Raw genomic sequence first — 21785 nt, forward strand, 5'->3', positions numbered from 1 at the left:
GGTGGACGTTGATGGAGCTATCCCCTGGGGATAGCTCGCAAGAGCATGGGGCGGCGGACAGCGACCGCCCCATGTCGGGTTACTTCTTGCGCTTCGTCTCCTTCGGTGCCGTCGATTCCTGGGCAGCCTGGGCAGGCTGATCTGCCTCCTGCGGCTTCGGGCTGAGGGCCACTGACTCGATGCGGTATGGGAGGATTCCGACGCTGCGCGCGTTGATCTGCCAGGTCTCGCGCGGCTGATCTTCGTTGTCCGTCCAAGGTTCGCGCTCCATGCGGCCGACGACCAGTACGCGCATGCCTTTGTGGTAGAGGTCCTTCCAGTGATCGGCGTCGCGGTGCCAGATTTCCACCGGCGCCCAGAAGCCGCCGCGGTCCTCGAAGTCGCCGCCCTTGGTAGGAACGGGGTTGTCGAAATAGACGTTCAGCCGCAGCAAGCGCCGCGGCTCGTCGTTGCCGTTGGGAAACTCCCGGTAATCGGGGGGCGAGCCGATGTTGCCCTCGCCAGAAAAATGCGTGCTCATGTTGCAATCTCCGTGGTGGTTGAAATACCCGCACCTGGTTGGCGGCGGGCGCGTGCTGGGGGGCCTGGCGCGATCACCGATCGCGCATGGCGGATGGCATGGACTTGAGCCGGCGCAGGTAGGCGTCTTCCGCGTCGGCGGCCTTGCTGGCGCACTCCTGGGCCTGCCTGCCCAAGGTGTGCAACAGGCTGATCTGCATGTTCAGCGTGATGCGCTGAAGCTCGATCGCGTGCAGGTCGGCCAGGAGGTTGACCGGCGTGCTGGTGCTCGCCATCAGTTCTTGCCACAAGGCGACGCCCATGGCTGACCTGTCGTGCTTGCGCCAGCGCAAAAACACCGTGCCTGCGCCAGTGGTCTGCTGGGCCAACTCGATGGGAAGCAGGTGGAAGGGATGCCCGACCGCCTGTGGCAGCACCTGTCGCTGCGCCAAGCCAATCAACTCGTCGCGCATGGCGAAGCACTGGCTGGCCCAGACCTCCAAGTCCCCTTTACCTTTAAAGGGCTTTAAAAGGCCTTTTAGAGAGCCTGCGTGTTCCAGCCGCATGAAGGCGGTCTGTTGCAGCGGGCGGAAGTAGCGGCTGTCGCGGTCCGGGTCGCTCATGCCTGCGCGTCCTCGCCCGCGGTGGTCTCGGGTGCCTCGGTGGTGGCGGCCTCGTCGCTGGGCGATGCGGCTGCGGCAGGACCGTCGCTGCGCTGCTGCTGACCACGGCGCACGATCGGCGGCGCGAACTTCGAACGGCGCGTGCCTTCCAGCACGTCCTGCGGCAACTCGCCGTATTTCTCCAGCGCTGCCCGCGCTGCGGCATTCTTGGCGGCGAAGTCGTCGCGTGTGCAGCCCGAGTAGCGGTACTGCTGGGCCAGCGAGAACAGGCTGCGCAGCGCGTGCGCGCCCTCGTTGAGCCAGCGCTCCAAGGTGTTGCGATCGATGAGTGCGGTGTGGTGCGCGAGGATCAGCTTGCGGGCGATGTCGTCGTAGTCGGCCAGCAGATACACCGCGGCAAAGCCCAACTGCGCATTGACGAACAGCGGCAGCTTGACGGGCTGCACGTTGAGGTTCTCGCCCAGGGTGAGTGCCGGCGGCACGCTCGCCAGGGCCTGGTCCACCTGCTCGCGCAGCGATTGCAGCGTAGCCTTCGTCTGGTCGAGCTTGTCCTCGATGCGCAGCATCCAGAAGTCGCTGTACGGGTCGTCCTGCTCCGAGCCGCGCCGCATCTTGTTCATCTGGGCGATGTAGCCGTTCAGGCCGACGATGCCCGGTCGCCCCTCGGCGGCGGCGCGGCCGTGCCAGATGCGCGAGGCGTGGTGCGTGTGCAGCGTCAGCGACATCGCGCTGCGCAAGGAGCCGAGATTCAGTTGCAGGGGTTCGTTGGTGGTTGCCATGGTGTCCGCTCGTTGTTGGAAAAGAGCGGACAGCTTCGGCAGGTGGCGGAAGGCAGTCAGTCAACAAACCGAAACCCGCCCGTCCCCGGTTCAGGGCGCGGCGGGCGCATGCGGCGCGAGCTATCCCCAGGGGATAGCTCCATGGAACGCCAAGGAACGCTGCATGCCCGGATCAGTGCGGACAAGGCCGATCCCGCGGCAGGCGATCGGGGCGTGGCGTGTATCGGTTCGACGTCGTAGCCATTAGTGGAACTATCCCCAGGGGATAGTTCTGCTGAAAGCCACCGGCATCCACTTCACCGCCTTGCACATCCGATCACTTGCTGGCGAGCAGATTGCGCAGTCGCTCGATGTGCTGCTTGGCGACTTCTGGCGGCACAGGCTTGCCCTGGGACTGGGATGGTGGCGGTGCTGGTGGTGGCCGCTCATTGGGTGGAGCAGGTGCCGACTGCGCGTCTTTCTTGGCCCAGGCGTTGAATTCACCATGAATGGCCCGCTGGATGATGCCGAACAGATACCCCGCAGGATTGCGGATGCCGTGGCTGCTGCATCGCGTGGCCCATTCGTCCAGCACGGCCTGCCTCAGCGAGGCATCGACCTGCTGCAATGCCACCCTAGCGCCTGTCTGCTGCTCTGCCTTCAGTTCCGCGAAGCGCTTGGGCCATTGCAGATCGCCTAGCGCGTGCGCCTGCGCGGTAGTACGTACTTCATTAATACGGCTACTACGTACTGTACGGGCCTGCTTCGGATTCCGAAGAGAGGCGTCTGACGCGGGTTTCAGCCCTGCTTCGGATTCCGAAGTGGGGTCATCGGGATTCCGAAGAAGGTTCGTCGGCCCTTCTTCGGAATCGTGAGTGGCATCTTCTTGTGGATAACTTTCGGTCGCCGTGCTGCCTTGGCTGGCGAGGCGTTCGGCCAGGACCTGCAGCCGTGACGGCAGCGTCCGGCCGGACAGCAGCGGGTCTTCCGCGATTTCCTTGAGCGTGTTCAGGCCGACCATCTGGACGGCCTTGGCCGAGTGGCCAAGGGACTGGCTGACCAGCGCCAGGTAATCGGCGTCGAGCTGCATCGCTTCAAAGGGCGTCAGCGGCTCGTCGTGCAGGACATAGAGGTTGCCGAGGATGCGGCCGGTCTTGGGGTCGCGGCGGCGCCGCACCAGGCTCAACCATCGGGTGAGGCGCAGAAGCGTCAGGGCTCGCGCCACGGTTTCGTGCGAGGCTTGCCCGGCGCAGGGCATCGACGCCAGCCAGGGCCGAAGCTGTTCATACGTCGGGAACGCCGTCACGCCATCGTCGTTGAGCATCAGCCGGAAGACCTGCCAGGCGTTGCGCTCCAGCGGCGTCAGGCGACGGTCGAGGAACAGCCGTCGCGGTACGGTCTCGTGCCGGTTGCCGCTGAACAGGAAGGCATCGCCAGACGCCGGGCCCGTGGGCATCGCGACAGGCGTGGCTGTGGGCGGGGGCGCGTCGGCGTTGGGCTTGGGCACAAGGTCTTTCAGCGCAGCGTCGAACAGATCTGCGAGTGCGATGGGGCCACGACGTGGTGCGGTGTCGTCCACGGCCATGGTCAACCCAATCCTTGATCGACCCAGCTCTTGATCGAAGCCCAGACCACCGACAGAGGCAGCGACATGCCTTCGGCCAAGTCCATGGCGGCATCGAGGATGGAGGTGTCGTCTTCGAGATCGACGTTCCTGCTGCTGGTCACGGCTTTCCATTGCCGCCACAGCTCCGTGTCCTGCTTCTCGTCCAGCACGGGATGGCGACCCTTGCGCTTGGGCAGGCCGAGGATTTCACGGCGAAGCGCCACTTCCTGGTGGGTCAGGCCGTAGAAGCGGCTGACCATTTCGGTGCTCGCGCCGAGGCGCAGCATGCGATCGACCGTGGCGATCTCCTTCTCCACGTCCTGCGCCTGCCTGAGCAGACGCCGGAGCACTTCGCGGTTGACCGTCACGGAGCACCACGAGACGTTGGCGTTGGCCAGCACGCTGATCAGCGCGGGATGCTTGAGGGCGTCCAGCTCTTCCTCGCCAAACCCCATCAGCTTGCAGCGGCGCAGTTGCCCATTGCGCAGGTCATAGAGGGCCTGCGCAATGACGGCTTGGTTGAGTGGGTGTGGTGCGGACATGCTGGCGTCCCTCGGTCACGTTCCAGGGTCCGCAGCGCCGGCGTCCAGGTCGAGCAGACGGCGGGCCAGCCGCAGCAGCCGGAACAGCTTGACCAGCGCTGTGTCGCTCAGTCGCCGGGTTGCGTCGTCCTGTCCGTGCAGCAGCGCCGGCAGGTCGATGACGAATTGCCCGTTATCCAGGCCAACGTCGGCGGGCTGCTGACCGGCCAGGCACGCCAGCAGCGCCAGGGCGGCACGGCTCAGCGGCCCCAGGTCTTGGGCGCGGGCATGGCAGGCGAAACCGATGCCGACTGGACGGTCATCGATGCACTCGTCCAGGCCGGCTTCACCCGCGATCTCGCGGGCGAACTGCGCGACATGAATGCGCAGGCGCTCGGGCGTGTCCAGGCTCGCGTCGATGTACCAGACATCGGAGATCGGATAGAGCCCGCCGGCCTGCACGGGGATGGACTGCAAGACGTTCGCCGAGAAGTCAGGCGGCAGCGCATCGCCCAACTGGTCGGCGACCATGCGCTGGATGGACTGGAGCCGTTCGGTCGTCGGTGCCGGCGAGACGACGTGCTTCTGAAGCAGATCGTCATCCGCTGTCGGACTGGCCGTGCCCGCCTCGTTGGCATCTGCGTCGCTCTCCGGCGTTGAGGTGGAAGACGCAGGGCCTGCAGGCGGCGCTACCGGTGCAGGCCCTGTGATGGGCGGCGAGGCGTTGGCAGGTGGGCGCGCGATAAGCCCAGCCTTCGGCAAGGCGGGCGGTGTCGAGGATGGCGTCGGATCGCTGAGCAGAGCGCGCTGGCGGCTCTCGGATTCGGTCATGTCCAGCGCGAGCACGTCGTAATCGACGCCCAGCAGCTCGGCCATCTGACCGATCAGTTCGTCCTGTACGCGCTGCGCGGAGAACTCGTCGGCCTGCACATCAAACTGAGACAAGACTTCCTGGAAGAATTCGTCGAAGTCCTGGACCAGCGTGCGGCCCTTGGCGTAGCGCTCCCACGCGAATATGCAGGCCTTGCGCATGACCGACAGGCGTTCGACCTGGTGGCGGCCGAGGCCGCCATAGAGCACGGCGGGGATTGCCGGCAGCAGATAGCGCACCGCGTCGTTCATGCGGCTGATGTGCGACTGCTGGACCGGGAAGCCATCGGCGGCCAGGCGGCGGGCCAGTTCGGACTGGCTCAGGGCGGCGCCGCTTTCCTGCTCGTAGAACTCGCGCGCCTTCTCGACGCCGAGGGCGCGCTCGATGAAGGTGAGGCCGCCGCGCAGTTCGTTCTCGGCCAGGTGGCCGGTCAGCATGACGACTTCGCCGCGGCTGGGCCACGGCCGGAACAGGCACGATATGCGGAAAAACTGCTCGTCCTTGGTCTCCGACCACAGTTCACGCAGGATCGCCAGCCGCGTGTTGCCGCCGTTGCGGATGATGTAGTGGTCCTCGCCAGGCCGTCGGGTGATGGCCGGTGCCGCATCCAAGCCGCGCTCGCGGATAGACGCCTTGATGTCCTCATAGGCCGGATTGCGCTTCTTGCGCGGGTCATGGTCGTAGGGGCGTAACTGGTCCAGGGTCACGACCATGGGTGTGTCGGCGATCGGGTCGCTCAAGGCCGACGCGGCCGGGCCGCTGCGCTCGAACCCGGCCGCGAGCAGCTTGCCGGCCATTTGCTGGGAGGTGATCTCAGCCATGGCTGCCTCCCTGCGCCTGGGATCGGGCCTCACGCTCGGCGCGGCGGATCTGCGCTCGGGCATTGAGGGCGGCGCGGTGGTCGCTGGCCGTCGAACTGGTGTAGATCGCGGCGCAGCCTGCCTTGGTGAATTTGAGGTGGCCGCCCGGCGTGCGCTTGACGTGCCAGCCTTCACCGACAGCGAACTCGATCAGGGCGCGCAGCCGTTTGTGGCCTCGGGCCAGTTCATGTGCGTGCGCCATGGGGCCTCCCGGTATCAAGAGGGACTGGCGGACGGCCGGACACCGTGGCAAATCGGTGTTGCCATTGCGGGAACAGCTCGCCAGCGAGGCCGCGCATGGTGTCGAGCGCGGCGGGGGCGACTCTGCCCGGTGGCTGGCGGTGCTCGACCCGATGCACCGGCAGGCCGTGCGTCGCGGCGCGCGGATAGGCTTCGATAGCCGGCACGTCGGTGGCCAGCACGCGGATGCCGGCGTGGTCCTGGAACAAATCGCGCAAGGCCTGCTGAATCAGCCGGGCGTTCGTCGACACCGGGTGGACGCGGTTAATGAGCAGGTGCAGCGGCGGTGGTTCGATGCCTAGGTGCCGGTACGGCGCGATGTCTTCGAGCAATTGCACGGTGCCGCGCCGCAGCTCGCGGGCCGCGAGGATTTCCGGGGTCACGGGCGACAGCGCAACGTCGGAGGCGAGAACCGCCATCTCCAGCAGCACGGAGCGCGCGCCCTGGGTGTCGATAAGCACCAGGTCATATAGGGAGGCCAGGACCGGCAGCAGGTGTCGCAGCCGCAGGCGCCCATCCGGCGCGTGCAGCAGCAAGGTGTTCAACTCACCCCGGTGGTCGTTGGACAGCACCAGGTCCAGGCCCGTGATGATTGTGCGGGACACGAGTTGGCCGAGGTCGCGCTCGTTGAAGGCCAGCAGCTCATAGATGCCGCCAGGCGCGCGGTGACCCAGCTCGTAGTAGGACGACAAGGTGGGCTGAACGTCGAGATCGAGCAGTAGCACGCGCAGCCCCGCGTCGGCGGCGAGCCCGCCCAGGTTCGCGGCCGTGGTGGTCTTGCCGACGCCACCTTTCGTTGAAATGATGGATACAACCTGCATGGCGTTCTCCGTGTGAGCATGGAAGGTCCGCGGAAGAACGGGTCAGGCCCGGTTGTTGACGCGCTCGGCGATCCATTGATCGATTTCGATGGAATCCCAGCCGACGGCGCGCACGCCCAGGCGCAGCGCCTGCGGGAACTGGCGCTTTTTCATCAGGTTGTAGATGTGGGCACGCTTGAAGCCGGACTTCGCTTCGACTTCTTCCAGGCGCAGGATGCGGCGCTCGTTCGGCGGCAGTACGGGTGTTTGCGACATGGCGGTCACTCCTGAACGCTCAGTGGCGTTTGTTGGCGTGACCTCTATTCAATAGACATGGCTGCGGAAAGACATTGCAAATGCAATCTCGCCGACTGCACATACATGCTGGTATGCCGCGTCACACCGCGCTATGGAGGCTGCGCCGCGCGATGGCGAACTTGCCATTGAGTGTCCGTTCTGTGATACCCATGCTTCCCCTGTAGTTCGCGACTAGTGCGCTGACGATGGCTTCCTGTGTTCGAAATCTCGAGTATGCGACGCCCGACGGGGACCGCCCGAGCATCAGTTCGACCATGCCACCGATGATGTGCAGATACGTCGTTTCAGCACGGTCACTGACGCCACATGGATTGCACGTGGCATTGATGGACGGGTGCCGCAGCAACGCTCCGTGCTTCTCTTGAAGTTCGTGCAGTTGATGGCGGCAATAGTCGAGTTCGCTCTTGATCGCCTGACGTTCGACAAGCATTGCTTGGCCGGCTTCCAATGTGATGATCGGATGGGCAATGCGCTCGCAGCGGCTGAACAGAAAGGGTGGCCGGTGTTCGGGATAGTGCGCGCGCATCCAGCGTTTCAAGTCCAGATGGCGAATGGTCAACTCGGGTGAACGGAGGAGGGATTCGTCTTTAAGCGTGATTCCATTACGCCCGAAAGGCAACTCGCCATTGTCGATGGCGTCGTATATTCGATGAGTGTACAGCCGCAACTCGCGCCATCGCGGACATTCGTGTCTAAGGGGCAAGTCCCTCGGCGAGGGAACGGCGGCTAAGATTTCCCATTCGTGCTTTAGCAGACCGGCCCAGCGTATTGCCGCTTCAATGGGTCGGTAGAAAACCTTTGATATCGCTGGCTCCATATGCATGCGTCCGTCTCCTTTTGGGAGTGCTACATCACCGACTCCTCTTCCCGCCAATCGCTGGACTGCCCTGTAGCGACTGCGTGGCTTGACGCGTCATAGCGCGAGACTGGGATGGTCAATATCTGTTGCCGTTCCCGGCGCGGCCGATAGCCATGGCGCGATGTGTATGGGAAAATCAACCGGCCCAGCGGAGAGCAGTCAGGAACGCTCTTTCTTCAGTCTTTTCGCGTCCCGTGAGCGTCACGGATCTATGCAATCTCATCAAGCCCGATTCGTTATCACTTGTGCTTTATCAGGTCAGAGCACAGGGCGAAGCAGCGGCTTCTTCGCCTCATTCCCAGACATGAGGACAGCCTGGCGGGTGATGTGAGACCTATCCGAAATGCTGATAGACCGACATAGCAATTGGTACGCGTCCAAGCAGCTGTCGCCGTGAAGCCGGCAGGTTGGGCGCGTGTCAGTCGGGTATGGTTGTATCCGGTCAAGGATCAGTTGGTCCTGACTGCTCTTGCTGGGCGGTCGCGTCGATAGCACTCAGGGCAGTGGACTTGAGGAGCAGAAGCGGCGTTTGTTCGGTAGCTGCCCATAGACGTTGCTAGAACTTTATGGACGGTGTTCGTTGACGACATGCGAAAACAAGGCTAGAATTGAGGTCTTCGCTGCTTGAGGTGGCGAAGAGAAGCATTGGGAAACATAGACTTAGCGCTCCAGTGTTAGTCTCGTTTCCCGCTCCAGTTTATGATCTACAGACCTCAGCTGACGTCTGTAAGACATTGAAAAAAGGACCTTCGGGTCCTTTTTTCGTTTCAGCGCTATCCACTGTAAACCATCTGCAGCCACGACTTTTAAGTCCCATCAATACGGGAGTGGCGGTTTCCGGATAGTCCCTGGTGGAGCGAGGTCGACGCGGCAATGATTTGGTCCTGACCGAAAGTTCAGGAGCTGGAGCATCGCACTCTCCGATCTGGTTGTCCGGCAGGCGAAAACGACCGGCAAGGCGTACACCCTCAACGATCTCGACGGGCTGTCTCTGGCCGTCTCACCCACTGGCGGCAAGTCGTGGCACTTCCGCTACTACTGGGCGGAAAAGCAGAAGCGCATGTCACTGGGCACATACCCCGAGGTCAGTCTCCGGGATGCACGGGTGTTGCGCGACGGCGCCCGGGTTCTGTTGACCAAGGGCGTCAACCCCCGCGTCCACCGTAAGCAGAAGCGGCAATTCGTCCAGCTCGCAGACCAGAGCACGTTCAAGGTGGTGTTCGACAAGTGGGTGGTGCACCGCAGCCTCGTGCTCAAGGAAGGGCGGCAAAGTACGCTGTCGCAAATCCAGCGCATCTTTGCCAAAGATGTGTTGCCCGCGCTCGGACGTTGCTCAATCTACGACATCCAGCGCCCTGACCTGCTGGACGTCCTGGCGAGGATCGAGCGCAGAAAAGCGCTCACCACGGCTGAAAAGGTCCGTACCTGGTTTCGCCAGATCTTCCGTTATGCCCTGGTGATCGTTCCCGGGCTGTCGCAGAACCCTGCCTTCGATCTGGATGTCATCGCGCTGCCTCAACCTCCCGTGCGCCATAACCCGTTCCTGCGCCTGCCCGAGCTACCGGCCATGCTTCAGAAACTCCGCCAGTATCCTGGTAAGCTGCAGACCCAGCTGGGTCTTCGCTTGCTGCTGTTGACCGGAGTGCGCACCGGAGAGTTGCGGCTGGCCACGCCGGACCAGTTCCATCTCGACAAGGGTCTCTGGATCATCCCGCCTGAAGTGGTAAAGCAGTTGCAGCTCGAACTGCGCAAGGAGGGTAGGGGATCCCGCGATATCCCGGCCTACATCGTGCCGCTGTCAGTCCAGGCCCTGGAGGTCGTTCGCCACCTGCTCGGTCAAGTCAAGCCGGCCCAGACTTACCTGCTTGCCCACTACAGTGACTTGAAAAAGCGCATCAGCGAAAACACCCTCAACGCCGCGCTGACAAGGATCGGGTACAAGGATCAGCTGACAGGGCATGGCATCAGAGGGACACTGTCCACCGCCCTCAACGAAATGGGTTATCCAAAAGTCTGGATCGACGCGCAACTCTCGCATGCCGATCCTGACAAGGTGAGCGCGGCATACAACCATGCCGAATACGTGGAGCAACGCCGCAGGATGATGCAGGATTGGGCCGACCGTCTCGACTTGCTCGAACAGGGGCACGTGGGGAAAGCCAGCCGGCATCTGACCATTCAGATTAATGGCGTCCCGGCTTTGCTTGACGCAGACCCTGGTGCGGTGTCACACGGGGCTGATCGGAGTGAGGATGAGAGGTCGTCCTTGGACAGGTCTAAAACCCAGGTGCCGCTGAAAGGCGACGGGGTTGTGGTCCGGCGGCTGGCCGCCGTGCAGGTCAAGCCTGAACCGGTGGCGAAGTTGCCAGTTTCCAACCTGCAGCGCGAGCGTATGGAAATGCTTGAAACCTACGAGGCGCCTGGCAATCTGCCGGTGTCGCAGTTCGCCAAGCTGGCTGGAAAATCCCGGGACCAGGTCAATCGCGAGATCAAAGCAGGCAAGCTGCTGACGCTCACCATGGGCAATCGCGGTCAGCGAATCCCGGAGTGGCAACTCGATCCGCTAAAACATCAACTGATCCATGGGGTTCTCCAGCAGACTGCCAGCGTCGATACCTGGCTGGTATACAGGACCTTGTCGCAGCCGATGGATTGCTTAGGTGGGCGGTCAGCCGTTGAGGCTATCACTCCGGATAATTTCCGCGAGACCACCGAAATGGTGTGTGATGCTCTCAGCATTTAGGAGGGTTATTGTGGCGATGTGAGGATTACTCCGCTCGTTCAATGAAGCGGCCGCTAGGGCGGCGCTGCAAAGAGTCATAATTTATCTGCGCGACCACTTGTCGACCAGTGAAGTAATGACCGCTTCAGCAGCGACGTGAATAGAAAATTTGGTGAACTCTTCAGCCCTGACGCGGCCATCAAACTAACTCTGTATTCTGGGAGCCGTGAAGAGCTACAGAACTTCAACTTCAAACTGGTTGAAGGAAAGGAAATTTTTTGCCAAGGATGGCAGCCTCCAGCAAGACTGGTTTATCGCCAACTGGATGTATCCGAAATGGGGGCTAGTGGCGTGGACGCGTTCTGCAAGGATGAGCCTAGCTAAAGTATTCGTCTTCCGCTGACCTGCTTCTCCTGCAGCCCGAAGCTAGCGGGTCAGCCCTGCTGGTAAAATCATGCGAATTCAAAAACACTAACGAGACATCGAATGACAGATTTAGAAGAGGAAATGCGCCGAGCGCTTTTCGGCAATGCAGAGGTCTCTGCTCCAATCATCCCCATTGCCGTAAAAGAAACCATCCCGGATGTCATAATCGCGCCGGCAGCTTCAGCCGTTGCGAAAAAGAAAGTGGTGAAGGCTTTCACCCCGAGGCTCCGGGTGACGCTGCGAGTAGGGAACGAGTTTGAAGGTGAGACGCAAGAGATGACTCATGAAGCAGATACTCTGAGCACTCTTCTCGCTGAGCAAGAGGCGGTGAAGGCAGCCCGGAAAAAATTCAGGTACGTGGAAATGTTATCGGTGAAATCGATGTAACAGCACTACCGTTTATGACACCGGTGCCATGCTACTTGCCTTACAGCTCGCCCTTAGATCGCGATGTATCCAAGGGCTGGGAAACTGACTGAGGTGTAGTTCGCCATACCACTATTCGCCATACTGGAGTCGGCGCTGGCAGCGTTTTAAAGATGCTTTTGGACGGTGGACGAAAGAGGAGTAACCGAATGAGAAATGAACTGGACTGGGAGCTTGTTGATGTCCTGAGGCGAATCGACTCAGGCGAAACTCACTTCGAACCGGCGGACTCTTCAAGGCAGGCAATGAAGGATTTCCAGCCATTGGCCTGCACCATCGTCGAGGCCAAGCGATTAGGCTACATCGAAAATGTCTTCCCTAACCAAGAGTCCAACGGCGGCTCTCTGGAGTACAACTGGGTTTTGACCGCTGGCGGACTGACCCACCGGGGTAGGCAGCTGCTCAAAGAGGCCCTAGGCCACGCAACACCCACCGATCTATCGCTGGACGATATTTTTACGCGCTTACCCGACCAGCATTTACGTTCGCAGTGGGAGAAAACTTTGAGTCGCCGACATACTGATCCCAGCGGAGCCGTCACTGCTGCCAGGAGCTTTTTGGAGTCAACACAGAAATGGATTTTGGCACAAGGTGGCAAGCCAGAACCTAAACCGAACCAGCTATTTTCCGCAACTATTCAGGAGCTTGGTCTGACGGACCAGGCGAAGGCTATGCCTGAACTGCTTCAGAACATCGACAATTTGCTGTTGAGCATCAAGAACGTACGACACAAACATGGGGATGCACATGGCCCAGGCGATGGATCTCTGAACCTTTCAAATGCTGACGCAGCATTATGCGTCAATCTTGCTGGAGCTCTTGGTCTTTTCTTACTTGAGTGCCATGAGTCGCAGTCGAGATAATGTGGGCTTCAAGCTCGCATCGTTGAAGCCTCGGTTCATGTGAGGATGACCCTTGGCCGAACATCTACATCCTGTAGCTCAAAATGATTAGACTCGATGCATTTGTTCTGGCCCGTTTGTCTTTGCAGATTATTCGGCGCTGAGCGCGCCGAGGTACTCGCTTATAAACTCTGCTGCGGCCCCTAAAAACTCGTTTGATCGTTCAAAAGGCAGTTTGCCAGCACCGAGCTATGCTTCCCATTCCGCAGTATTTCAAGGAGAGATCCGATGTCTGCCGTTCAGGACCAAGGCGTACCCGTTGTCAACGAGTTTGAAGCATGGCTTGGTGAGCGAAGCCGTTGGTTGCAAACAGCAGCCAAGAACCTCATCGATACCAAAAGGCCTCCTACGGATGACGAAATTGCAGAGCTGGCTCGGCTTTGCATGATCGAATCAAGCAAAGCTGACGACCCAGGGTTTGGCATCGTGGCGCCGGGCTCCCTGGCCCTAGCTGCAAACCGTCCACCCATCCGAATCGACGGCATTTCAGAGGTATATGGATTAAACGCCATAAAAGCTGGAGCAGAGCTCCCATTTGGCGCTGGGAACATCACTGTGTTCTATGGCCAGAACGGCTCAGGAAAAAGCGGCTACGCACGACTTCTAAAACAAGCTTGTGGCTCCAGGTCGAAGGACGACATTCACCCCAACGTGTTCACCGAGGAACCAGAGCCCTGCCGAGCTCACTTCCATCTTTCAGTTGGAGGAAAAGCTGGAACAATCGAGTGGACTCTCGCAGACGGAGCGCATTCGAAGCTTCGCCACTCTCAGATTTTTGACTCTAGAACAGCCACCCAGTACATGGGCAAGAACGAGGCAAGCTACGAGCCTAGCCAGATGAAATTCGTGGCAGCGCTGATCGCGGTATCAGACCGAGTGAGCGACCATTTAGGAACACAAAAAAAAGCACTGGTAAGTTCGTTGCCCCAATTTCCATTGGATTTAGGCGTTACCGAAGAAAGTAAATGGCTTGTCGGACTTAAGCCAGCAACAACTACGGCAGTTGTCGACAAAACCTGTCTGTACACCCAGGAGCAGGACTCGGAACGAGTAGGTATCGAAGGTGCATTGGCACAGAAAGATGTAGCCGGACGATTGGCTGCAATCACAAAAGAAAAACAAGGGTTGGCTAATGTTCAGTTGTCGATGAATTCGCTCAAGAGCAAGCTTTCCGATGACGCTGCCCAAGCAGTTATAAATGCTCGATCCGACGCGAAAGCTAAACGTGAGGCAGCACAGAAATCAGCTCAACAACTATTCGCTGAAGCCCCTCTCGAAGGTGTAGGTGAAACGATGTGGCAACAGCTATGGGCACAAGCTCGACTGTTCTCCCAAACGCACGCCTATCCAGGCGAGGCATTCCCTGTTGTTGGTGATGAGGCGAGATGTGTGCTCTGCCAACAGGAGCTCAAAGACGGCTCTGCTGATCGGTTAAGGCACTTCGAACAGTTTGTCGTCGACGGCCTGGAACGTGCGGCAAAGGATGCGGAAGACAAACTCAAAGGCTTGCTGCGCGCACGCCCACAATCACCTGCCGAGCAAGATTGGTTGGCGCACATGTCACTACTCAAGATAGACCATCAACACGCCATTGATCTGCACGCGGCGTTGGTAAAAAGGCGGGCCGATTTGGATACGGCAGAGCAAATAAAAGCCGTTGCTGGGTTCGATTGGTCGACTGTAGATCAGGCATTGGCCGAACAATTCCAAACGCTAGGTACGGAAGAAAAATCGCTAAACGAACTGCTTCAAGATGGCCAACGTCAGCATATGGAGGAACGAGTCCGCCAACTGAAAGGGATTCAATGGTTGGCTCAGAACAAGCAGTCAATCCTGGCTGAGCGAGATCGGCTGATAGCCGTTGACCTCTACGGAAAAGCGATTCGGCTGGCCGCGACAAACTCGCTCACGACAAAGAATAACGACCTGGCAAGATCCGAGGTGGAGGCTGGCTATCAAACTCGTTTTTCCGCCGAACTCAAACTACTAGGTGGTTTGAGGCTGCCTGTAGCTCCGCAAAGTAAGACAGTCGGCAAAGGTCGAACTACTTTTGGCTTGGCGCTCGTCGGAGCCAAAGGCGTCCGACCGCCGGAACAAATCCTGAGTGAAGGAGAAACACGGATTGTTGCGCTCGCTGCCTTCTTGGCAGACATCACCGGTTCGAACCAGGTAGCTCCTTTCATCTTCGACGACCCAATCTCGTCACTCGACCAAGACTTTGAAGAGCGAGTTGTCGCGCGCCTCGTAGATCTTGCACAGACCCGCCAGGTCATCATCTTCACGCACAGATTGTCATTGGTCACCCTGCTAGACGCCGCTGTGAAGAAAGTAGCAGATCATCCGGATATTCCGAATATTGTCCATGAGGTTAAAACCCTTCGACGTCTCGACAAAACATCAGGAATTTTGACTGGACAAAGCGCCCGTGACTCAAAACCTAAGACAGCTATTAACAAGCTCTTGAATGAGTATTTGCCCAAGCTAAAAAAACACCAGGTCGATGGCGATGCAGAGAGTTATGACCTAATGGCCAAGAGCGTTTGCAGCGACTTCCGGATAATCGTAGAGCGTGCTGTCGAGATAGTCTTGCTGAACACTGTCGTGCTGCGGTTTAGGCGCGAGGTGATGACCAAAGGTCTCATCAGACAGCTGAGTAATATTACCCAGAAGGACTGCGATCTGATCGACGATCTGATGACCCGATATTCAGTCTACGAACACTCACAATCAGATGATCTGCCGGCCGTTCCACCGGAGCTAGACCAGCTCGAGTCAGATATGAAATTGCTCTCAGATTGGATGGGAGAATACTCAAAACGAGTGGCATAACCTCTCTCCAAACGAATCGGCCACAGACGAAAAATCTGTGGTTTTTTTGGTGTCAAAATCTCTGGTACCGCTCGATATTTTGGATGTGACCGGACGGGTAAGTGATCTACCTCCTACGTGGATACGCGTTCACTTGTCGTTGCAGCCGCGCCGCTTTGTATTATTCCGCGCTGCCACAGTTCGCGGTGGCAGTCTATAGAAAATTAGATAGTAATCTTCGATGGGGGAGCGGCGAGGGAACACCGTGCGGTTTTGCCTACTAACGTAGAAGGAGTCTTGAAATTCGGATGCTCATAGCCATCGCTTGCACGCGAGCTTAGCTTTTTTTGGCGAAAGCGGCAGATTTTGGACAAATTAACGCAGCAAGCCATCTGACTCGCTGATAAATAATTCCCAACCATCAATTACTCATGGACTATAGGCACCATTTGGCGGCCTCTTCATGAGGCCAGCGCTCGTAGCTCCAGGAGCCCGTGAATGAATATCAAGATTGAGGCGCTGATCGCCCGCAAGATCGGCTTCGCCTCCCACCAGAACGCCGTTCCGCTTGTACGTGAACTGAGTCTCTGGAACCAAGAAGAAACAAACTTTGAAAACCTGATCCTGACATTGAGCACTGACCCAGATTTCGTCGAAAGTCGAACATGGCACATCGACCGCATCCACGCGGGTGATCGCCTCAGCATCTCTGAACGCGACATCAAGCTCAGTGCTGGTTACCTGTCGGGATTGACTGAAAGCCTGAGCGCCGATGTGGTCATGCGCCTTTCCCAAGGCGATAAGCTACTCGTCGAGCAGCGCTTCCCGACTGAACTGTTGGCCCGCACTGAATGGGGCGGTTTGAGCGCCATGCCGGAGTTGCTGGCTGCTTTCTGCATGCCCAACGATCCGGCTGTAGATCGGGTTCTCAAAGCAGCCTCTCAAGTCTTGCGACGTGGCGGGAAGAAAGACGGCATTGATGGCTATGAAAGCAAGTCACGCACACGCAGCTGGGAACTTGCCTCCGCCATCTGGTCTGGGGTGTGCAGCTTTCAATTGAGCTATGCATTGCCGCCAGCCAGTTTCGAGCAACAAGGCCAGAAGGTCAGACCCCCGAGTGTGGTTCTGGAGAATGGCGTTGCAACGTGCCTGGATACCGCATTGCTCTTCGCGGCGGCTTTGGAGCAGGCTGGACTCAATGCCCTGCTTATCATGACCAAGGGGCATGCGTTCGCAGGCGTTTGGTTGCAGCCCCAAGAGTTTTCCCAACTGCTGACCGATGAAGCGTCGGCAGTACGCAAGCGTCTCGATTTGAAAGAGATGGTGGTTTTCGAAACCACCCTTGCTACTCAGGCGCCTGCGCCTAGCTTTTCCCAAGCCGTTGCGGCTGCTGAGCGGCAACTCGATGATGAACAGTTCATCATGGCCATCGATCTGCACCGTGCCCGGATGCAAAAGATTCGCCCGATGGCACTAGTGTCGGCCGTGAATGCATCCGACGCGACCGATGATGCGCCACCGACCGCTGAAGGGTTGGAGGAAGCCCCGGCACTCCCGGGCTTCGATGTCGAGATCAATGAAGGTAACGAAGGTTCTGCCGGCAAGCTCACTCTCTGGCAACGCAAACTCCTTGATCTGACGACACGCAACCGTCTGCTCCATCTCCCGGACAGCGCTAAAGGAGTGCGTCTTCTCTGCCCGGATCCAGCAGCGCTTGAAGACCTCCTCTCCAGTGGCGGTCGCATTCGGGTAATGCCAGTACCTGACCTGAAAAGCAGTGGCCGTGATGTGGCCCTGTACGAGCAGCAGAATAATGAAAGCCTGGTCGATGAAGTGGCTCGTCAGGCACTCGCACGGGGTGAAGTGCTCGCCAGTCTGGAGAAGGTCAAGCTCGAAGCGACGCTGATCGATCTGTTTCGCAAGGCGCGCAGCGATTTGGAGGAGGGTGGCGCAAACACTCTCTTCCTGGCCATCGGTTTCCTCAAGTGGAAGAAAACCGCAGAAGACCCTAAAACCTACTCCGCGCCATTGATTTTGCTGCCCGTAAAACTGGAGCGCAAAAGTGCTCTGTCTGGCGTGACGCTGAGCCTGCTCGACGAGGAACCGCGTTTTAACCTGACGCTGCTTGAATTGCTACGCCATGATTTTGAGTTGGTGGTTCCAGGCCTGGATGGTGAACTGCCTAGCGATGAAAGCGGCATCGACGTAACCGGCATCTGGAACATGGTACGGCGAGCGGTACGGGATGTTCCTGGATTCGAGGTGAGCACTGAGCTAGTTCTGGGCACATTCTCGTTTGCCAAATATTTGATGTGGAAGGACCTGAATGCCAACGCCGCGCAGCTGCTGCAAAGCCCATTGGTCAGGCACCTGCTGGAGCCTAACGAGGCAGGTGAAGGCTTCTCTGGCTCGGACGAATTCCCCAAGCCAGAGCGGTTGGACTCGACAGTAACGCCCGCACAGCTTTTTGCTCCATTACCGGCTGACTCATCACAGTTATCAGCCGTCGTGGCATCTGCCAGCACCCATAGCTTCGTCATGGACGGACCTCCCGGGACCGGCAAGTCGCAAACCATTGCCAACATAATTGCCCACAACTTAGCCCTGGGCCGTCGCGTGCTGTTCGTGGCCGAAAAACGCGCCGCTCTGGACGTGGTTTATCGTCGCTTGGCCGAGAAGGGGCTGGGCGAGTTCTGTCTGGAGCTGCACTCAAGCAAGGCATCGAAAGTTGAAGTGCTCAAGCAGTTGGATCGTGCCTGGGACGTTAGCGACGCATTTAGTGCTGAGGAATGGGAGCGTGAAGCCGCTCGATTGCAAACGCTGCGCTCGCGTCTCAACCAACTGGTCGAAGTCCTGCATCGCCGCTGGGGTAATGGCCTTACCCTGCATCAATCGATAGGTCGTGTCGTTCGTGACCATGGCCTTCAGACGCCAAGATTGGCCTGGCCTGCAAACACCGAACACGATGCGGCTGAGTACGGTCAGCTCCTCGACTTATCACGTCGACTTGGCCTGAATGGCGCCGCTGCACGCGACCTGTCAGGGAAGTTCGGCGCTCTGGCGCAGACGCAATGGTCGAACGCCTGGCAGGCGCAGATCGCCAGTGCTTCGCGTGAGTTGCCTCAGGCGCTTGATGCGCTGAATGCTGCCAGCGAAAGACTGGTTGGCCTGACGCACCTGTCGTTGCCTATCGCTGAAGTGATACAGGTCCAGCAGCTCAGCGATTTGGTAGCCCTGGTTGTGGAATCTTATGGCCAGAACCTGTCATTCGCTTTCGCCCCCGACGCTGTCACGCGTATCGAGTCAGTCCGTCGTGCCTGTCAGTTGATCGAAAGTTACCGCGAGCTTGAAGAAGGCCTGTCCTTGGATTACGCCGATGAAGCTTGTCGTCGCATTCCGTTCGAACAAATGCGCAGTGAGTGGAAAGAGGCTGAGGGCAAGTTCTGGTTCCTGGCGACATTCGCCAAGAAAAAAGTGGCGAGGAAATTAGCGTCTTTAGGTGGCGCAGCGGGTCTTCCAGATACGCTTGCCGACCTCGCCATTTTCGAGCGCTTGCATTCACAGCTACTGGAGCTGGACGCATTGTCGAGTGACATGCAGTCGATCCCCGGCTGGCAAGGACTGACTAGCGATACCTCCCGCACACTGCGCGCCGTCATACTGGCCGAGAATCTGCGCGGGTTACTGAGCAGCCTGGCTGGATCCCCAGACCACCTGGTTTCATTGCGCGGCGCAGTCGCGCGTCTGGTCGTCGATGCCAATGACATGCTAGCGCCGGGCGGGCAAATCGGTGCTGCACTAACGACGTTGCAACAGGCCTTGTCCCGCTATGACGATGCAGCCCGACTGTTCGCTGGATTAGCTGGAACGAGTCTAGGCGCGCATCCGAGCTTTGACGCATTGCGGACCACTTCACTGTCCATCCAGCAGCAAGAAGAACAGCTCAAGGCCTGGTGCGATTGGTGCCGAGTGCGCGAGCAAGCTACCGCGGTTGGTTTGGCCAGCCTGGCCCAGGCATTGGAATCAGGAAGCCTGCTGCCAACGGCAACTGAAGAAACTTTCGTCACCGCCTATGCGCAGTGGTTTGCCACTCAGGGCATTGACAGCGAACCGCTGCTGAGGAACTTCGTCGCAGCCGAACACATGAGTGATATTGGCGCTTTTGCTCGCCTGGACGATGAGCTGGCAAAACTGACGGTACGTTACATCCGGGCAAAACTTTGTGGCCTCATCCCGTCCAAGAATGACATCCCAAAAAGCAGCGGCTTCGCAATTCTCAAGCATGAATTGCAGAAGTCACGCAGGCACAAACCTGTCCGTCAGTTGGCTATTGAGATGGGCGATGCATTGAATCGCTTGGCTCCGTGCATGCTCATGAGTCCGCTGTCGATTGCGCAGTTTTTGCCCGCCGATCAGCCGCCGTTCGATCTCGTCATTTTCGATGAGGCGTCGCAGATTGCGCCATGGGACGCCATCGGTTCGATAGCTCGTGGCAAGCAAGTAGTGATCGCTGGTGACCCGCGTCAGATGCCACCGACGAACTTCTTCAGCCGTGGCCCGAACGCCGGGGACGACGATACCGCCGAAGACATGGAGAGCATCTTGGACGAATGCTTGGGGGCAGGGGTGCCAAGCCACAGTTTGAGCTGGCACTACCGCAGTCGCCACGAAAGCCTGATCGCGTTCTCCAATCACCGTTATTACGACAGCAACCTCATCACCTTCCCTGCGGCCGAGACCCGTGCCAGCGCTGTTGAATGGCGCCGAGTCGAGGGCGTGTACGCAAAAGGCAAGGGGCGCTATAACCAGGCCGAAGCAGAGGCCATAGTCAGTGAGACCGTCAAGCGTCTTACCGATCCAGCATTCATCGCTGCCGGCCATTCAATCGGGATCATCACGCTCAACTCTGACCAGCAAAAACTGATCAACGATTTGCTGGACGCTGCACGTAAGCAATACCCGCAGATCGAGCTGTTTTTCCAGGACTCCCAGACCGAACCGGTAGTAGTGAAGAACCTGGAAACGGTCCAGGGCGATGAGCGCGATCTGATCATGCTCGGGATAGGCTATGGCCCTACTGAAGCGGGTGCGTCGGTCATGTCCATGAACTTCGGCCCGCTCAACAAAGACGGTGGATGGCGCAGGCTGAACGTCGCCATCACCCGATCTCGACGAGAGATGTTGGTATTCACATCGTTCGACTCGTCGATGATCGACCTTAATCGGACCAACGCTCGTGCCGTTCGCGATTTGAAGCATTTCATTGAGTTTGCGCAGCGCGGTCCAAAGGCCTTGGCCGAGGCGATACAAGGCTCTGTAGGTGGCTACGACTCGCCGTTCGAGGAAGCCGTCGCCCAAGGGCTGCGGCGTCTCGGTTGGCAGGTAGTCCCTCAGATTGGCGTGTCACGTTTCCGCATCGATTTGGGCATTGTTCACCCTGATCGTCCGGGCGACTACCTGGCGGGTGTTGAATGCGATGGTGCTACCTACCATAGCGCTGCCACCGCGAGGGACCGCGATAAGGTCCGGGGTGCGATCCTCAAGGGCCTGGGCTGGAACCTGGTACGGCTGTGGTCGACAGAATGGTGGGTCGATAAAGAAGGGGCGTTGCAGAAGCTGCACGCAACTCTGAACGACCTTCTGGAGCAATCTCGGATCGAGGTTGCTGCCGGTCAGGTAGCCGAGGAGCCGTCGGTAGCTCCACTCGTGATTGATTTCACGACCGACATCGTTGTCAACGACGTGGTGCCTGAAGCTCCCCTGGCATCCGAGAGTGAATTGCCAGCGGAGATTGGAGAGGTTCGCATCGCACGGGCCCACAACGATCAGTCGATTTCTCTGGGACAGAAGGGGGAGTATCGCGTTGCGGACCTCTCGTCTCTAGCGGCCATGATCCAGGCAGACCAATTTCACGTTCCTGAGTACACACCGGTGCTGCGACAGATCATCGAAGAAGTGCTGCGCCAAGAAGCGCCAATTCTCGACGCTCTGCTGGTCCAGCGGATAGCTCGTGCACACGGCTTCCAACGATCTGGGCGGCTCATTCGGGACCGAGTGTTAGAGTTGGCCGAGCAGCACCACCACGTTCAGCAGGCGGGATTTGAAGAGGTATTCGTTTGGCACGCCGAAAGCGATGTGATGGAGTGGTCGACATACCGCGTTCCGGCTTCGGCCAACGACGCGCGTTCTATCGAAGAGATTGCGGCTGAGGAGCTGCGGATCGCAGCCAGCATCATTGACGCAGGTGACCCTGCATTGGAGGTGGCGCGGTTGCTTGGAGTCAAACGGCTTACAGGGGCTGCAAGACAGCGTATAGAACGGATTTTGGGTGCGTAGGTCGGATCGGTTATCGCGGTGGCTCCGCTGAGCTTTAAAGGACGCCACCTTGACTACCGGCGATTCACCCAAGGATATCTTGGGCACGCATGCGCGCTTCGATTAGGTCCACTAAAGCAGCATTGGCCACATGGATAGCTGGATCACCATCGGCCAGAAGCGGACAGTTGAGGTGGACCTTTCTCTCAGCTTATTCTGCGTAGGGTTCCGG

15 protein-coding genes are annotated in these 21785 nt (G+C 59.0%); 5 read left to right on the forward strand and 10 right to left on the reverse strand.

Annotation, left to right across the window (positions count from 1 at the left end; translation table 11 throughout):
* Positions 1 to 79 precede the first annotated feature (79 nt).
* From ACRER8_RS11370 to ACRER8_RS11415, 10 genes are all read right to left on the reverse strand, one after another.
* Complete coding sequence (locus ACRER8_RS11370; protein ID WP_016253292.1) at positions 80 to 520, reverse strand: single-stranded DNA-binding protein; 441 nt, start codon at positions 518 to 520, stop codon at positions 80 to 82.
* A gap of 73 nt (positions 521 to 593) precedes the next feature.
* A complete protein-coding gene (locus ACRER8_RS11375; RefSeq protein WP_016253293.1) occupies positions 594 to 1121 on the reverse strand; it encodes a DUF3158 family protein in 528 nt (175 codons plus the stop codon).
* Entirely contained in the window at positions 1118 to 1900 is a 783-nt protein-coding gene (locus tag ACRER8_RS11380; RefSeq protein WP_016253294.1) for a PFL_4669 family integrating conjugative element protein, read from the reverse strand. The genes ACRER8_RS11375 and ACRER8_RS11380 overlap by 4 nt, the downstream gene beginning before the upstream one ends.
* 316 nt (positions 1901 to 2216) lie before the next feature.
* Positions 2217 to 3464 carry an STY4528 family pathogenicity island replication protein gene (locus tag ACRER8_RS11385; RefSeq protein ID WP_016253295.1) on the reverse strand — a complete coding sequence of 416 codons (1248 nt, stop codon included), beginning with the start codon at positions 3462 to 3464 and terminating at the stop codon, positions 2217 to 2219.
* Positions 3465 to 3466: 2 nt separating this feature from the next.
* A complete protein-coding gene (locus ACRER8_RS11390; protein ID WP_016253296.1) occupies positions 3467 to 4027 on the reverse strand; it encodes a DUF2857 domain-containing protein in 561 nt (186 codons plus the stop codon).
* A gap of 15 nt (positions 4028 to 4042) precedes the next feature.
* The gene (locus ACRER8_RS11395; protein WP_016253297.1) at positions 4043 to 5698 is read right to left on the reverse strand and encodes a ParB family protein; all 1656 of its coding nucleotides are present in this window, start codon (positions 5696 to 5698) and stop codon (positions 4043 to 4045) included.
* Positions 5691 to 5939 (reverse strand): hypothetical protein, encoded by a 249-nt coding sequence (locus ACRER8_RS11400; RefSeq protein ID WP_016253298.1) that lies wholly within the window; start codon positions 5937 to 5939, stop codon positions 5691 to 5693. Before ACRER8_RS11400 ends, ACRER8_RS11395 begins: the two co-directional genes overlap by 8 nt.
* Positions 5923 to 6798, reverse strand: coding sequence for a ParA family protein (locus ACRER8_RS11405; RefSeq protein WP_016253299.1), 876 nt, complete (start codon positions 6796 to 6798; stop codon positions 5923 to 5925). Before ACRER8_RS11405 ends, ACRER8_RS11400 begins: the two co-directional genes overlap by 17 nt.
* Positions 6799 to 6840: 42 nt before the next feature.
* Positions 6841 to 7053: an AlpA family transcriptional regulator gene (locus ACRER8_RS11410; RefSeq protein ID WP_011347600.1), complete on the reverse strand. Its 213-nt coding sequence runs from the start codon at positions 7051 to 7053 to the stop codon at positions 6841 to 6843.
* 121 nt (positions 7054 to 7174) lie between these two features.
* The gene (locus ACRER8_RS11415) at positions 7175 to 7918 is read right to left on the reverse strand and encodes a hypothetical protein (protein WP_016253300.1); all 744 of its coding nucleotides are present in this window, start codon (positions 7916 to 7918) and stop codon (positions 7175 to 7177) included.
* Positions 7919 to 8864: 946 nt separating this feature from the next.
* Here ACRER8_RS11415 and ACRER8_RS11420 point away from each other — a divergent pair.
* The 5 genes from ACRER8_RS11420 (at position 8865) to ACRER8_RS11440 (ending at position 21574) form a co-directional block, all read left to right on the forward strand.
* Positions 8865 to 10697: a tyrosine-type recombinase/integrase gene (locus ACRER8_RS11420; RefSeq protein ID WP_431746565.1), complete on the forward strand. Its 1833-nt coding sequence runs from the start codon at positions 8865 to 8867 to the stop codon at positions 10695 to 10697.
* A gap of 465 nt (positions 10698 to 11162) precedes the next feature.
* Positions 11163 to 11489, forward strand: coding sequence for a hypothetical protein (locus ACRER8_RS11425; RefSeq protein ID WP_431746374.1), 327 nt, complete (start codon positions 11163 to 11165; stop codon positions 11487 to 11489).
* 188 nt (positions 11490 to 11677) lie between these two features.
* Positions 11678 to 12391, forward strand: a complete 714-nt coding sequence (locus ACRER8_RS11430; protein ID WP_431746375.1) for an abortive infection family protein — start codon at positions 11678 to 11680, stop codon at positions 12389 to 12391.
* Between the two features lie 267 nt (positions 12392 to 12658).
* Positions 12659 to 15259, forward strand: coding sequence for an AAA family ATPase (locus tag ACRER8_RS11435; protein WP_431746376.1), 2601 nt, complete (start codon positions 12659 to 12661; stop codon positions 15257 to 15259).
* A gap of 477 nt (positions 15260 to 15736) precedes the next feature.
* The gene (locus ACRER8_RS11440; RefSeq protein ID WP_431746377.1) at positions 15737 to 21574 is read left to right on the forward strand and encodes a DUF3320 domain-containing protein; all 5838 of its coding nucleotides are present in this window, start codon (positions 15737 to 15739) and stop codon (positions 21572 to 21574) included.
* Positions 21575 to 21785 lie beyond the last annotated feature (211 nt).

Source organism: Pseudomonas sp. (assembly GCF_050739935.1).
Taxonomy (GTDB): Bacteria; Pseudomonadota; Gammaproteobacteria; order Pseudomonadales; family Pseudomonadaceae; genus Aquipseudomonas.